Here is a 14,284-nt window from a genome sequence, read left to right on the forward strand (position 1 = left end):
CACACGGACAGGGGAGGCACAGGTGGCATCGGACATCGCACGCCGGAAGCTGGTCGCACTCGGTGCCGGGGCGACGGGCGCGGCCGCGGCGGGTTCGCTGCTGCCGCCGTCGCTCCAGGCCGTCCTCGCCGCACACCCGGCCCCGCCGCCCGGCGGTCTCGACGCCATCGAGCATGTGGTCCTGCTGATGCAGGAGAACCGTTCCTTCGACCACTACTTCGGCACGCTCCGGGGCGTCCGCGGCTACGCCGACCCGGGCGCCGTCACCCTGCCCGGCGGGCAGAGCGTGTTCGCGCAGCCGAAGCCGGGCGGCGGCCACGTCCTGCCGTTCGGGGCGCGTGAGGCGGCCGAGGCGCAGCGCGAGGACCTGCGGTTCGTGGGCCAGCTCGACCACTCGTGGGACGGCGGGGCGAAGGCGTGGCACGGCGGCTGGATGGACAACTGGATCGCCGCCAAGTCCCCGGCCACCATGGTCCACTTCGACCGTGCGGACATCCCGTTCCACTACGAACTGGCGGACACGTTCACCATCTGCGACGCGTACCACTCCGCCATCCACTCCTCCACCAGCCCCAACCGGAACTACTGGGTCAGCGGCACCACCGGCTACGAGCCGGGGCCGGGCGGCGGGCGCGCGGTCGGCAACGACGCGTACGAGGAGGACAGCCACCCCGGCTACGACTGGACCACCACCCCCGAGGTGCTGGAGCGGGCCGGGGTGAGCTGGAAGGTCTACCAGGAGTGGGACAACTTCCAGGACAACAACATCGAGTTCTACCGGCCGTTCAAGGCCGTGGCCCGCAAGGCGCTGGCCGGGCTGGGCTTCACCAGCACGAACGCGTTCTACACCAAGGTGCGGGAGGCGTCCGGCGCCGAGCGGCGACGGCTCCTCGACGGGCTGGAAGCGGGCCTGGACCAGTTGACGGACGACGAACGGCGGCTGTTCGAGCGGGGCTTGCGCCGGGCCCCGGAGGGCCGCTTCGAGGAGGCGTTCCGCGCCGACGTGGCGGCCGGGCGGCTGCCCTCGGTGTCGTACCTGGTGCCCTCCCCGCTGGACTCCGAGCACCCCGACGTCTCCACCCCCGCGCACAGCGCCACCGTGACGTACGCGGTGCTGGACGCGCTCGCCGCCCACCCCGAGGTGTGGCGCAAGACCGCGGTCTTCCTCACCTACGACGAGAACGACGGCTTCTTCGACCACGTGGTGCCGCCCAACCCGCCCGCCGACGTGACCGAGGAGTGGTGGCAGGGGCGGCCGCTGGGCCTGGGGATGCGGGTGCCGATGCTGGTGATCTCGCCCTGGACGGTCGGCGGCTACGTCTGCTCCGAGCTGTTCGACCACACCTCCGCCAACCGCTTCCTGGAGAAGTGGCTGGGCATCGAGGTGCCGAACATCTCCGCCTGGCGCCGGACCGTGTGCGGCGATCTGACCGGCGCCTTCGCCTTCGGCAGCGCCGCCGCCCCGCAGCCCCTGCGCCACCCGGGGCCGCCCCCGGCGGACCGCGCGCACTGGACGCCGCGGCCGCCCGCCGACCAGCGGATGCCGCGGCAGGAGGAGGGCACGCGTCCGGCCCGCCCGCTGCCGTATCAGCCGGAGGTGTCCGGCGTGTTCGAGCCGCGGGCGGGGGTGATGCGGCTGGCGCTCGCCAACGCCGGGGTGCGCAGCGCGCACGCCATCCTCTTCCCGTACGCGGGCGAGTACGAGGCGCCCCAGCACCGCGACCTGGCGCCCGGGACCCTGTCCACCTGGGACGTTCCGGTGCGGGACGGGGAGTATGACTTCGTCGTCACCGGGCCGAACGGCTTCCGCCGCGAGTTCCGGGGCACGGCCGATGGCGCCGCGGCGGGGCTGCGGGTGCGCGGCGGCATCGACGGCCGTCGTCGGCAGCTGACGCTCACCATCACCAACAAGGGGGAGCGCGCGATCGAGGTCACCGTGCGCCCGCGCGCCTATGTGGCGGACGCGGACGCGCGGCAGCGGACGGTGAGCGTGCGGGCGGGCTCGACGCGGGCCGTGGAGTTCTCGGCGAAGGAGGGCCGCGGCTGGTACGACCTGGTGCTGTCTGCCGAGGGCGACGCCTCCTTCCACCGCCGCCTGACCGGGCACATCGAGAACGGGCGCCCTTCGGTCAGCGGCTGAGTCGGCGACTGACCCGACGGCGATCGGAGGCACTCACTCCGCATGTGGGGAAGCCCACAAAGGGGACAAAGGATCTTTTCCGGCTGACACAGTGCTTTGGTCACAAGCACATCACGCCGCACTTGGTGCACAGACCGGAAAGCAGCCATGGCCGCACTCGCACGATGGTGTATCAGGCGCAGCGCCGTCGTGATCGTGCTCTGGCTGGCCGCCTTCGCGGGGGTAGCGACCGCGGCGGCCGTGACCGGATCCGCGTACTCCAACGACTACGACATCCCCGGCACCGAATCCTCCACGGTCTCGCGCCTGCTGGAGCAGCGGTTCCCGGACCGGGCCGGGGACACCGACACCATCGTGTGGCACACCGCCGACCAGGCCGGAACCGTGCGCTCCGCGGACGTCGAGCGGCGGATGACGGCGGCGCTGGGGCGCGTCGCCGAACTGCCCGGCGTCGGCTCCGTCACGGGCCCGTACGGCACCGACGACACCAGCCGCATCAGCGCCGACCAGCACACCGCCTACGCCACCGTCGTCTTCCGCGAACCCGCCGCCGACCTGGGCGAGGACGAGGTGCGCCGGGTCCTGGACACCGCCCGCTCGGCCGCCGTCCCCGGGCTGGAGATCGAGATGGGCGGCGCGGGCGCCGGGCTCACCGAGACGGCCGGGCCCGCCCATCTCAGCGAGGCCATCGGCGTCGCCGTGGCCGCCGTCGTGCTCTTCCTCGCCTTCGGCTCGCTCGCGGCGACCCTGCTGCCGATCGCCACCGCGCTCGTCGGTGTCGGCACCGCGTACGCGGCGATCGGGCTGCTCGGCCACGCCATGAACGTCGCCGACTTCGCGCCCATGCTCGGCATGCTGATCGGGCTCGGCGTCGGCATCGACTACGCCCTGTTCATCGTCACCCGGCACCGCCGGGGGCTGCGGCAGGGGCTGCCGGTCGCCGAGGCCGCACAGCGCGCGGTGACCACCTCGGGCCGCGCGGTGATCTTTGCGGGCGCGACCGTGTGCCTGGCCCTGCTCGGCATGCTGGTGCTGCGGCTGAGCTTCCTGAACGGCGTCGCGGTCGCCGCCGCGCTGACGGTCGCGCTCACCGTCGCCGCCTCCATCACCCTGCTGCCCGCGCTGCTCGGGCTGATGGGGATGCGGGCCCTGAACCGCCGCGAACGCCGACGGCTGGCCGAGGACGGGCCGCGGACCAGGACGGTGCCCGGCCTCGCCACCCGCTGGGCGTCCTTCGTGGAACGCCACCCCAAGGCGCTGGGCGCGATCGCCGTCGCCGTCATGCTGGGCCTCGCCCTGCCCACCCTCTCGCTCCGGCTCGGCACCTCCGACCAGGGCAACAACCCCGAGACCTCGACCACCCGGCAGGCGTACGACCTGCTCGCCGAGGGGTTCGGGCCCGGCTTCAACGGGCCGCTGACGCTCATCGGCAGCATCGACGGCGCCGAGGACCGGATGGCCCTCACCCGGCTGACCACCACCCTGCGCACCACCGAGGGCGTCGCCTCGGTGAGCGCCGCGGACCTCGGCGGCGGGGGCGACACCGGCGTGATCACGGTCGTGCCCACCACCGCTCCGCAGTCGCCCGACACCTCGGGGCTCGTCGAGCGGCTGCGCACCGACGTCCTGCCGAAGGCCGAGGAGGGCACCTCGCTGCGGGTGTACGTCGGCGGGCTGACCGCGGGCTACGACGACTTCGCGGCGTTGATCGTCTCCAAGCTGCCGCTGTTCGTGGGGGTGGTGGTGGCACTCGGCTGTGTGCTGTTGCTGCTCGCGTTCCGCAGCATCGGCATCCCGGTCAAGGCGGCGGTCATGAATGTGGCCGCCGTCGCTGCGTCCTTCGGTGTCGTGGTCGCGGTCTTCCAGTGGGGCTGGGGGAGCGAACCGCTGGGGCTCGGCAGGGCGGGCCCGATCGAGCCCTTCCTGCCGGTGATCATGGTGTCGGTGCTCTTCGGGCTCTCCATGGACTATCAGGTGTTCCTGGTCAGCCGGATGTACGAGGAGTGGCAACACACCCGCGACAACCGGCTCGCGGTCCGGGTGGGCCTCGCCGAGACCAGCCGGGTCATCAACTCCGCGGCCGTCATCATGATCGCCGTCTTCTCGGCGTTCGTGCTCAGCGGCGACCGGATCATCGCCATGTTCGGCATCGGGCTGGCGGCCGCGGTCGCCCTGGACGCCTTCGTCCTCCGCACGCTGCTGGTACCCGCCCTGATGCATCTGCTCGGCGGCGCCAACTGGTGGCTGCCGGGCTGGCTGGAGCGGATGCTGCCGCGCATCAGCATCGAGGCGCCGGATCCGGACCCGGACCAGCGGCCCCTGCCCGTGCCCAGGCCGCGCGCGCCCGAGGACGACAAGGCCCGCACGCCCGTGCCGTAAGGCACGCCTTCCGGGGTGGTCGGCGCCGTCAGCCCTCGCGGGGGCGGATCACCACATGGCCGGAGTCGAGGTCTATCGGACCCTTCCACGGGGGGTCGCTGTTGCCGACGTCCTCCAGCGTGAACTCCAGCCGGTTGCGCTCCTCTTCGGTGTGCTTGCGACCGGGCGCGAACAACTCCTCGATGAGGTTGAACATGGCGACCCCCGTAGGTGTGGGATGAGGGGGTGTCTTGCCGATCATGCCGGGCTCCCGACGCCTGGCACGGCACCTCGCGGCCCCGCGCTCGTCGCGCGCAGCGCCGCTGCGCTCTCCTCACGCGGGTTGCGATGTACCGCACCAGACGCCGCTCGCTGATCCGGCCTGATCGGCAAGACACCCCCTTGGGCCAGTGTAAGCAGACCGCCCGAAAAGGGGCCGGAACCGCCCGCGTCAGCTGATGTCCAGCCGCAGGATCCGGTCATCGTCCTTGCCCGGCTCACCCCGCCCGTCCGTATTGCTCGTGATCACCCACAGCCCACCGTCGTCCGTGGCGACCACGGTGCGCAGCCGCCCGTACTTTTCGGTGAGGAACGCCTGTGGCTCGGCCACCGGCTTGGTGCCCCGCAGCGGAATCCGCCACAGCCGCTCACCGCGCAGCCCCGCCATCCAGATGGAGCCCTTGGCGAACGCGATACCGCTCGGCGAAGCGTCCTCGGGCTTCCACTGGTCGACCGGATCGATGAACCCCTTCTCCCCGGCCTTGCCCTCCGCCTCCGGCCAGCCGTAATTCTTGCCCGGCCGGATCAGATTCAGCTCGTCCCAGGTGTCCTGGCCGAATTCCGATGCCCACAGCCGCTTCTGGGTGTCCCAGGCCAGCCCCTGCACATTGCGGTGGCCGTAGGAGTAGACGACCGAATCGGCCGACGGATTGCCGTGCACCGGTTCACCGTCCGGGGTCATCCGCAGGATCTTGCCGCCGAACGAGTCCATGTCCTGGGCGAGCCCCCGCTCACCGCTCTCGCCCGTGCCCGCGTACAGCATCTTGTCGGGGCCGAAGGCGATCCGGCCGCCGTTGTGGATCGTGCCCTTGGGGATGCCCTTGAAGATCGTGTCCGGGGCGCCCAGCTGATCGCCCGCGGGGCGCTTGTCGTCGTAGACCATCCGCACGATGCGGTTGTCCGAGTCGGTGGTGAAGTACGCGTACACCATGTGGTCCGTGCCGAAGTCGGAGGAGACCGCCAGCCCCAGCAGCCCGCCCTCGCCCGCGGGGGAGACGCCGGGCACGGACCCCAGCTCGGTCTTCTTCCCCGAGTCCGCCGAGACCTTGAAGATCTTCCCGGTGTCCCGGGAGGACACCAGCAGGTCCCCACCCGGCAGCGGGGCCAGCCCCCAGGGCGATTTCAGCTTGGTGGTGAGCGTGCTCACCACCTTGGCCGACCCCTTCTTCGGTGCCGCCGATTCACTCGCCGAGGGTGCGGCCGACGACGGGGAGCCGCCCTTGGACCCCTCCTTCCCGGGCGGGGGCGAACTCGACTCCTCGAAGGGGGACCGGCCGTCGCCGGTCGAGCAGCCGGTGAGCAGCAGCAGGGCGGCAGTGGCGGCGAGAGCGGGGGCGGCGAGGACAGGGGTGAGGCGAGGACGTCGCACGGTCGGGTTCCTCTCGGTGGGGCACGTGTGCCGCGGCACGGCACTGATTCTTATACACCGCAGCCTCGCGGCGGGTTCCCTTCCCGGAACCAGGGCCCACGCGCCCCCACGGCACCTTCAGTCCCACGACCCCCGGGCGGGCGGCAGCGTGGCTATCTCGGCCAGGTCCTCGGCCGTCAGCATCACCGCCGCCGCCGCGGCGTTCTCCGCCGCCCAGTCCTCCCGTTTGGTCCCCGGCACCGGCACCACGTGCGGTCCCTGGGCCAGCAGCCACGCCAGCGCCACCTGAGCCGCCGTCACCGACTCCCCGTGCCGCCGCGCCACCCGCCGCAGCCCGGCCACGATGGGCTGGTTCGCCGCCATCATCTCCGCCGTGAAGCGCGGGTGCCGGGCCCGCATGTCCTCCGGCTCGAACCCCTGCCCCGGCGTGAGCGTCCCGCTCAGGAAGCCGTTGCCCAGCGGCATCGCCGCCAGGAAGCCCACCCCGCGCGAGGCGCACCACGGCACCAGCGCCTCCAGCGCCTCGGGCGACCACACCGACAGCTCCGCCTGTACGCAGCTCACCGGGAAGACCTGCTGCACCCGCTCCAGCTGGCGCACCGTCGCGTCGTGCATCCGGGCACCGGCCCGCCGCTGGGCCCGCGCCCCTACCGCGCACAGCCCCAGCGCCCGCACCTTTCCCGCCGCGACCAGCTCCGCCATCGCGCCCCAGGTCTCCTCTATCGGCACCTCGGGGTCGGCCCGGTGCAGCTGGTAGAGATCGATCACATCGGTCTGGAGCCGCCGCAGCGAGGCGTCGCACGCCCGCTTCACATAGCCGGGCCGCCCGTTGGCCACGATGTGCTGCTCACCGACCAGCAGTCCGCACTTGGTGGACACGAAGGCGTCCGCGCGCCGCTCCTTGAGCACCCGGCCCACCAGCAGTTCATTGGTGAAGGGTCCGTACATGTCGGCGGTGTCGAGCAGGTTCACGCCCGCGTCGAGCGCGGTGTGCACGGCGCGCAGCGAGTGCTCGCCGTTGCGCTGCGAAGCGGTGTACGCCCAGCTCATGGGCATGCACCCAAGGCCGATCGCACCCACTTCGAGCGCCGCCGCTCCGATTGTCCTGCGCTCCACCTGGTCTGACCCCTCCCGTTTCTCGCACCAAACTAACCTCTGCGGAGAGCCTCACTTCGCATAGCCTCCTGGCATGAGTGCAGATGACAGCGATACGTTCCGGCACCACGATTCGTCTCATGCCGCGCCCGGCGACTCGGCCCGCCCCCTCGCCTGGCTGCCCATCGCGCCGGACGAGATCGAGGGCCTGCCCGAGAACCTGGAGTACGCCCACTGGGACGGCGGCCCCGACTACCCCACCGACCCCGCGCGCGTCGCCTTCTACTGCGCGCCGTACATGAAGAGCCCCGAGGTGCTGGCCCGTCCGCTGGAGGCCATGACGGGCCTGCGGGTGATCCAGACGCTCACCGCGGGCATAGACGGCCTACTGCCCGCCATGTCACGTGTTGTCCCCAATGTGCAGCTGTGCAATGCCCGGGGGCTGCACGACGCGAGCACCGCCGAGCTGGCCCTGACCCTGATCCTCGCCTCGCTGCGCGACATCCCCAACTTCGTCCGCGCCCAGGACGCCGGGGAGTGGACCCCCGGTTTCCGTCCGGCGCTCGCCGACAAGTCCGTTCTGATCGTCGGGTACGGCTCGATCGGCAGCGCGATCGAGGACCGGCTCGAACCCTTTGAGTGCGAGCGGGTGGCGCGCGTCGCGCGCTCCCCGCGTACGACCGAGCGCGGTCCGGTGCACCCGATCGACACCTTGCCTCAACTGCTTCCGGACGCCGATGTCGTTGTCCTGGTGACCCCGCTGACCGACCGGACCCGGGGGCTGGCCGGAGCGGACTTCCTGGCGAAGATGAAGGACGGAGCGCTGTTGGTGAACGTCGCACGGGGCGCGGTGGTGGACACCAAGGCCCTCCTCGCCGAGGTGGAGAGCGGCCGGCTGCGGGCCGCGCTGGATGTGACCGACCCCGAACCACTGCCCGCCGGGCATCCGCTGTGGCACGCTCCAGGAGTGCTCATCACCCCGCATGTGGGCGGTCCCTCGTCGGCCTTCCTGCCCCGCGCCAAGCGGCTGTTGCGCGCCCAGCTGCACCGGTTCGCCGCGGGCGAGCCGCTGGAACATCTCATGATGACCACGGGGTAGACGAGGGGGCAACATGCCCCTGGCAGTACATACAGGCATCGATTGAATGCACTCCGTATACACAACGCCGTAGTCGATTACGGTGAGTAGATGGTCTATGTCCCTGAGTGACCAGTCTGGTGTATCGTCCCGAGCGGGGGCTGCGCCAATGACCTGACGGCGTCAGCGATGGACCGGAACTCGAGGGGGGCGACGGGCGATGTATGGCCAATGGACCAACGACCCGACGCAGCTCAGGCGTCGACCGCGACTTTTCCGCGCAGCCGCGCGGCTCTCGATGACGAGGCTCACGGGGATACGGCTCGCGGAGCCGCGCCCCTTCACACGACGGGCGGCAGTGCGGTGAGCGCCACCGGAGCGGTGCTCGCCCGTCCGGCGGTCTCCGGCGGCGCCCGGCTGCTGCCGCAGGTCGTCCTGGCCCTGGTCTGCGGCGGATACGCGGTGGGCGCGGTGCTCGGCTGGGGATCGTCCGAACTGGCCGTCTTCATGGGCGACTTCGGCCTCGCCGCGGCCGCCCTCGCCGCCGCGGCCTCCTGCCTGTGGCACGGGCGCCGGAACTCGGGGCGGATGCGCCCGGCCTGGCTGCTGTTCGCGGCCTCGTCCGCCATGACCGCGCTGGGCAACGGCACCTGGGGCTGGTACGAGGTGGTGCTGGGCCGCCCCGTGCCCACCCCCTCGTTCGCCGACGTCTGCTTCCTCCTCTTCGCGCCGCCCGCGATCGTGGGGATGCTGGTGCTCGCCAAGCGCCCGGAGAACCGGGCCGGATGGATCTGCCTGGGGCTGGACGCCTGGCTGATCGCCGGATCCCTGATCACCCTGTCCTGGAGCCTCGCCCTCGCCCACACCGGGCCGTTCGGCGGGGACGCCGAGAGCGTGGCCCGCAGGGCCTTCTCGCTCGCCTATCCGCTGCTGGACATCGTGCTGGTCAGCATGGTGATCGTGCTGCACTTCCGGCGCTCGTCGTCGGCCAGTCGGCCGGCGGTCAACACCGCGATCGGCGCGTTCGCCCTGACCGTGCTGTGCGACGCGCTGTTCACGTCGCCGCTGCTGCACGACCACTACCGCTCCGGCCAGATCCTGGACGCGGGCTGGTTCGCCGGGTCGATGCTGCTGGCGTACGCGCCCTGGGTGGCCCGGCGGGACGCCGCCGAGCCCCCGCCGCCCGCTGCGCGCCGCCCCGAGGGGCGGAGCCGTCCCACCGCGGGTGCCTTCGCCGCCCTGGCGCCGTATCTCGCCGCCGCCGTCTGCACCCTGGGCATCCTGTTCAACCTGATGGACGGCCGCCCGGTCGACGGGGTGGTGCTCTTCACCGCCTGCGCGGTCGTGCTCGCCCTCCTCGTCCGGCAGGCGATCATGCTGATGGACAACATCGCGCTCACCCAGGAGCTGGCGCAGGCGGAGAACCACTTCCGCTCCCTGGTGCAGAGCTCCAGCGATGTGATCATGATCGCCGCGCCCACCGGCATCCTGCGGTACGTCAGCCCGGCCGCCTCCGGCGTCTACGGGCGGGACGCGGGCGAGCTGGAGGGCTCCGAACTGGCCTCGCTCATCCACCCCGAGGACCTGGGCCCGGTGGTCCACGAGGTGCGCCGGTTCCTGGCCGCATCGCCGTGCGAGGAGCCCACCACCCGTATCGAGTGCCGCTTCCGCTCCGGCTCCGGCGACTGGCTCAACGTGGAGTCGACGGTCAACCGCCACCACGGCGGCCTGATCTTCAACAGCCGCGATGTCACCGAGCGGGTCCGGCTCCAGGCCCAGCTCCAGCACAGCGCCGAGCACGACCCGCTCACCGACCTGCCCAACCGCGCCCTGTTCACCAAGCGCGTCCGGCACGCGGTCGGCGGGCGCCGCCGCACCGACGCGGGCACCGCCGTACTCTTCATCGACCTCGACGGCTTCAAGGCCGTCAACGACACCGTCGGCCACCAGGCGGGCGACGAGCTGCTGGTCCAGGCCGCCCGCCGGCTCCAGGAGTCCGTGCGGTCCGGCTCCGGCGACTGCGCCGCCCGGCTCGGGGGCGACGAGTTCGCCGCCCTCATCGTGGGCGACGGCGCCGATGACACCAGCACCCGCGAATGCCGCATCCTGGAGATCGCCGACCGGCTGCGGGCCCGGCTCTCCCAGCCGTACCGGGTGGAGGGCGGCACCGAGGTGCGGGTCGCCGCCAGCATCGGCGTCGCCTTCGCCGAGCCCGGCACCAGCCCCGGCGCCCTGATGCGCAACGCCGACCTGGCCATGTACCGGGCCAAGGCCGCCGGGAAGAACCGGGTCGAGCTGTACGCCCCGCAGATGCAGGCCGAGGTGGCGCGCCGCGCCGAGGTCCAGACGCGGCTGCGCGCAGCCCTGCACGACGGCGAGTTCGTGCTGCTGCACCAGCCCGTCGTGGAGCTGGCGACCGGCCGGGTCACCGCCGTCGCGGCGCAGCCCCGCTGGCGCTCGGCCCAGGGCATCCTGTTCACCCCGGCCGAGTTCCTGAGGGTCGCCGACAACAACGGGCGCGGCGGCGACCACGGCCGCGCCGGCGAGGAAGGCGCCCGCACCGCCGAGCTGACCCGCTGGACGCTGGAGGCCGCCGTCGAACAGGCCGCCCAGCGCCGCCGCGACGGCCATGTGCTCCCCGTCTGCGTACGGCTGCCCGCCGGGCGGCTGGTCGACAAGTCGATGCCGCCCAAGGCCGTCGAGACCCTGCTCGCCCGGCACGGGCTGCCGTCCGGTGCGCTGATCCTGGAGCTGACCGACAGCGACCCCAGGGTGCCGCTGGACGAGCTGGAGCACCGCCTCGGCGCGCTGCGCCGACTGGGGGTGCGGATCGCCCTCGACGGGTTCGGCAGCGGCTATGCCGCGATCAGGGCGCTGCGCAGGCTTCCCATCGATGTGCTCAAGCTGGATCAGGGGCTGGTCGAGGGGGTGGTGGAGTCGTCCCGGCTGCACAAGATCACCTCAGGGCTGCTGAGGATCGGCGGCGACCTCGGGATGCAGTCCATCGCGGAGGGCGTGGACCTGCCCGAGCAGCTGGTGACCCTGCGCGGCATGGGGTGCACCCACGCCCAGGGCATGGCCTTCAGCGGGCCGCTGGACGAGCACCGGCTGCGCCGGGCGCTGACCCGCGGCAGCTATCCTGTGCCGCGCTCGGACGCTCCGGTGCTGGTCGGCGGCGGGTTGCCGGTGCGGCACGGCGGATACGGCGGGCATGGGCCCCGCCGCCCGGAGGCGGCGCACACCCACCCGCCGACCCGCTCAAATACTGAGACTCCTGTCCCACCCACTTGACACCTGATACGCGCGGGGGGGAGGGTCGGAGCCATGCGCACCCGAATTCTCGTACTTGGACAGCGCGTCGGCTGAGCAGGCTCATGTTGCAGACCTGCGGACCCTCACCGGCGCGCTCCCCTCGCTTGCCTCACGGCACGAGGGGTTTTTTGTTGCACTGACGCCTGTGCACCGCCTTCCTCCCCGCATCACACCTCATTCGAGAAGAGAATGCCGATGACCGAGCAGGCCTCCGGGGCCCATCATCCCCAGCCGCGGGCCCGTAACGGCGGACCGCAGTCCGCCACCGTCGAGCACGTCACGGGCGCGCAGTCCCTCATCCGTTCGCTCGAGGAGGTGGGCGCCGACACCGTCTTCGGGATTCCCGGCGGTGCGATCCTCCCCGCGTACGACCCGATGATGGACTCCTCGAAGGTCAGGCACGTACTCGTCCGCCACGAGCAGGGTGCGGGCCACGCCGCCACCGGTTACGCCCAGGCCACCGGCAAGGTCGGCGTCTGCATGGCGACCTCGGGCCCCGGCGCCACCAACCTGGTCACCCCGATCGCCGACGCCCACATGGACTCGGTCCCGATCGTCGCGATCACCGGTCAGGTGGCCTCCAAGGCGATCGGCACGGACGCCTTCCAGGAGGCGGACATCTGCGGCATCACGATGCCGATCACCAAGCACAACTTCCTGGTCACCAAGGCCGAGGACATCCCGCGCACGATCGCCGAGGCGTTCCACATCGCCGCCACCGGCCGCCCCGGCCCGGTCCTGGTCGACATCGCCAAGGACGCGCTCCAGGCCAAGACCACCTTCTCCTGGCCGCCGCAGACCGACCTGCCCGGCTACCGCCCGGTGACCAAGCCCCACGCCAAGCAGATCCGCGAGGCCGCCCGGCTGATCAGCCAGGCCGAGCGCCCGGTGCTGTACGTCGGCGGCGGCGTCCTCAAGGCGCATGCCACCGCCGAGCTGCGGGTGCTGGCCGAGCTGACCGGGGCGCCGGTCACCACCACCCTGATGGGGCTCGGGGCCTTCCCCGACAGCCACCCCCTGCACCTCGGCATGCCGGGCATGCACGGTACCGTCGCCGCCGTCACCAGCCTCCAGAAGGCGGACCTGATCGTGGCGCTCGGCGCGCGCTTCGACGACCGGGTCACCGGCAAGCTCGATTCGTTCGCCCCGTACGCCAAGATCGTGCACGCGGACATCGACCCGGCGGAGATCGGCAAGAACCGCGCCGCCGACGTGCCGATCGTCGGTGACGCCCGCGAGGTCATCGCGGACCTGGTCGTCGCGGTCCAGGCCGAGCACGACGCGGGCCACACGGGTGACTACACCGGCTGGTGGGAGGACCTGAACCGGTGGCGCGAGACCTACCCGCTCGGCTATGACCTGCCCGAGGACGGCAGCCTGTCGCCGCAGCAGGTCATCCAGCGGATCGGTGAGCTGGCCCCGGAGGGCACGGTCTTCGCCGCGGGCGTCGGCCAGCACCAGATGTGGGCCGCCCACTTCATCCAGTACGAGAAGCCCGCGACCTGGCTGAACTCCGGCGGCGCCGGGACCATGGGCTACGCCGTCCCGGCCGCCATGGGCGCCAAGGCCGGTGCGGAGGACCGTACGGTCTGGGCGATCGACGGGGACGGCTGCTTCCAGATGACCAACCAGGAGCTGGTCACCTGCGCGCTGAACAACATCCCGATCAAGGTCGCGATCATCAACAACGGCGCGCTGGGGATGGTCCGCCAGTGGCAGACCCTGTTCTACAACCAGCGCTACTCCAACACCGTGCTGCACTCCGGCCCCACAGCGTCCAATAGCGGCTCCGCCGCGGGGGCCACCGCCCAGCCCAGCGCGGGCACCAGGGTCCCGGACTTCGTGAAGCTCGCCGAGGCCATGGGCTGCATCGGCATCCGCTGCGAGGACCCGGCCGACCTCGACGCCGTGATCGAGAAGGCCAACGCGATCAACGACCGGCCGGTGATCGTGGACTTCATCGTCCACGAGGACGCCATGGTCTGGCCGATGGTCGCGGCCGGCACCTCCAACGACGAGATCCTGGCGGCGCGCGACACCCGCCCGGACTTCGGCGACAGCGAAGACGACTGAGGCCCGGGGCCGAGAGAAGAAGAGAGACGCACCGCATGTCCAAGCACACGCTCTCCGTCCTGGTGGAGAACACCCCCGGCATCCTCGCCCGGATCGCCGCCCTGTTCTCCCGCCGCGGCTTCAACATCGACTCGCTCGCCGTGGGCGTCACCGAGCACCCCGACATCTCCCGCATCACCATCGTGGTCAATGTCGAGGAGCTCCCGCTGGAGCAGGTCACCAAGCAGCTCAACAAGCTCGTCAACGTCCTGAAGATCGTGGAGCTGGAGGACGGCTCGGCCATTCAGCGGGAACTCGTTCTCGTGAAGGTCCGCGCCGACAACGAGACCCGCTCCCAGATCGTCGAGATCGTCCAGCTGTTCCGCGCCAAGACCGTGGACGTCTCCCCGGAGGCCGTGACCATCGAGGCCACCGGCAGCAGCGACAAGCTCGAAGCCATGCTCAAGATGCTGGAACCGTACGGCATCAAGGAGCTGGTGCAGTCCGGCACGATCGCCATAGGGCGCGGCGCCCGCTCCATCACCGACCGGAGCCTGCGCGCGCTCGACCGGTCCGCCTGACGAGACCCCCGAACCTTCAC

Annotated in this window: 9 protein-coding genes; 6 read left to right on the forward strand and 3 right to left on the reverse strand. The window is 71.7% G+C overall.

All coding sequences use genetic code 11. The features are described from left to right. Window positions 1-22: 22 nt before the first annotated feature. Both HYQ63_RS29785 and HYQ63_RS29790 read left to right on the forward strand, forming a co-directional pair. Window positions 23-2,140 (forward strand): phosphocholine-specific phospholipase C, encoded by a 2,118-nt coding sequence (locus tag HYQ63_RS29785; protein WP_179936932.1) that lies wholly within the window; start codon window positions 23-25, stop codon window positions 2,138-2,140. A gap of 147 nt (window positions 2,141-2,287) precedes the next feature. Further along, a complete protein-coding gene (locus HYQ63_RS29790; RefSeq protein WP_179936933.1) occupies window positions 2,288-4,519 on the forward strand; it encodes an efflux RND transporter permease subunit in 2,232 nt (743 codons plus the stop codon). Between the two features lie 28 nt (window positions 4,520-4,547). On the opposite strand, the gene HYQ63_RS29795 is transcribed toward HYQ63_RS29790, so the two are convergent. The 3 genes from HYQ63_RS29795 to HYQ63_RS29805 all read right to left on the reverse strand — a co-directional run bounded on the left by HYQ63_RS29795 (window position 4,548) and on the right by HYQ63_RS29805 (window position 7,262). Beyond that, window positions 4,548-4,760: a DUF6191 domain-containing protein gene (locus HYQ63_RS29795; RefSeq protein WP_179931905.1), complete on the reverse strand. Its 213-nt coding sequence runs from the start codon at window positions 4,758-4,760 to the stop codon at window positions 4,548-4,550. 189 nt (window positions 4,761-4,949) lie between these two features. After that, window positions 4,950-6,146 (reverse strand): sorbosone dehydrogenase family protein, encoded by a 1,197-nt coding sequence (locus tag HYQ63_RS29800; protein WP_179936934.1) that lies wholly within the window; start codon window positions 6,144-6,146, stop codon window positions 4,950-4,952. A gap of 117 nt (window positions 6,147-6,263) precedes the next feature. After that, window positions 6,264-7,262 carry an aldo/keto reductase gene (locus HYQ63_RS29805; protein ID WP_179936935.1) on the reverse strand — a complete coding sequence of 333 codons (999 nt, stop codon included), beginning with the start codon at window positions 7,260-7,262 and terminating at the stop codon, window positions 6,264-6,266. A 73-nt stretch (window positions 7,263-7,335) separates the two neighbouring features. Between HYQ63_RS29805 and HYQ63_RS29810 the strand changes: the two genes are divergently transcribed. From HYQ63_RS29810 to ilvN, 4 genes are all read left to right on the forward strand, one after another. Further along, window positions 7,336-8,340 (forward strand): 2-hydroxyacid dehydrogenase, encoded by a 1,005-nt coding sequence (locus HYQ63_RS29810; protein WP_179936936.1) that lies wholly within the window; start codon window positions 7,336-7,338, stop codon window positions 8,338-8,340. Between the two features lie 342 nt (window positions 8,341-8,682). Next, a complete protein-coding gene (locus HYQ63_RS29815; protein ID WP_257232241.1) occupies window positions 8,683-11,610 on the forward strand; it encodes a bifunctional diguanylate cyclase/phosphodiesterase in 2,928 nt (975 codons plus the stop codon). Window positions 11,611-11,820: 210 nt separating this feature from the next. After that, window positions 11,821-13,704 carry an acetolactate synthase large subunit gene (locus HYQ63_RS29820; protein WP_179936938.1) on the forward strand — a complete coding sequence of 628 codons (1,884 nt, stop codon included), beginning with the start codon at window positions 11,821-11,823 and terminating at the stop codon, window positions 13,702-13,704. A gap of 35 nt (window positions 13,705-13,739) precedes the next feature. Continuing rightward, window positions 13,740-14,264: an acetolactate synthase small subunit gene (ilvN, locus tag HYQ63_RS29825; RefSeq protein WP_044569623.1), complete on the forward strand. Its 525-nt coding sequence runs from the start codon at window positions 13,740-13,742 to the stop codon at window positions 14,262-14,264. The last annotated feature ends 20 nt before the right edge of the window (window positions 14,265-14,284 follow it).

The organism is Streptomyces sp. Rer75 (assembly GCF_013414305.1).
In the GTDB taxonomy this organism is placed as follows: Bacteria; Actinomycetota; Actinomycetes; order Streptomycetales; family Streptomycetaceae; genus Streptomyces; species Streptomyces himastatinicus.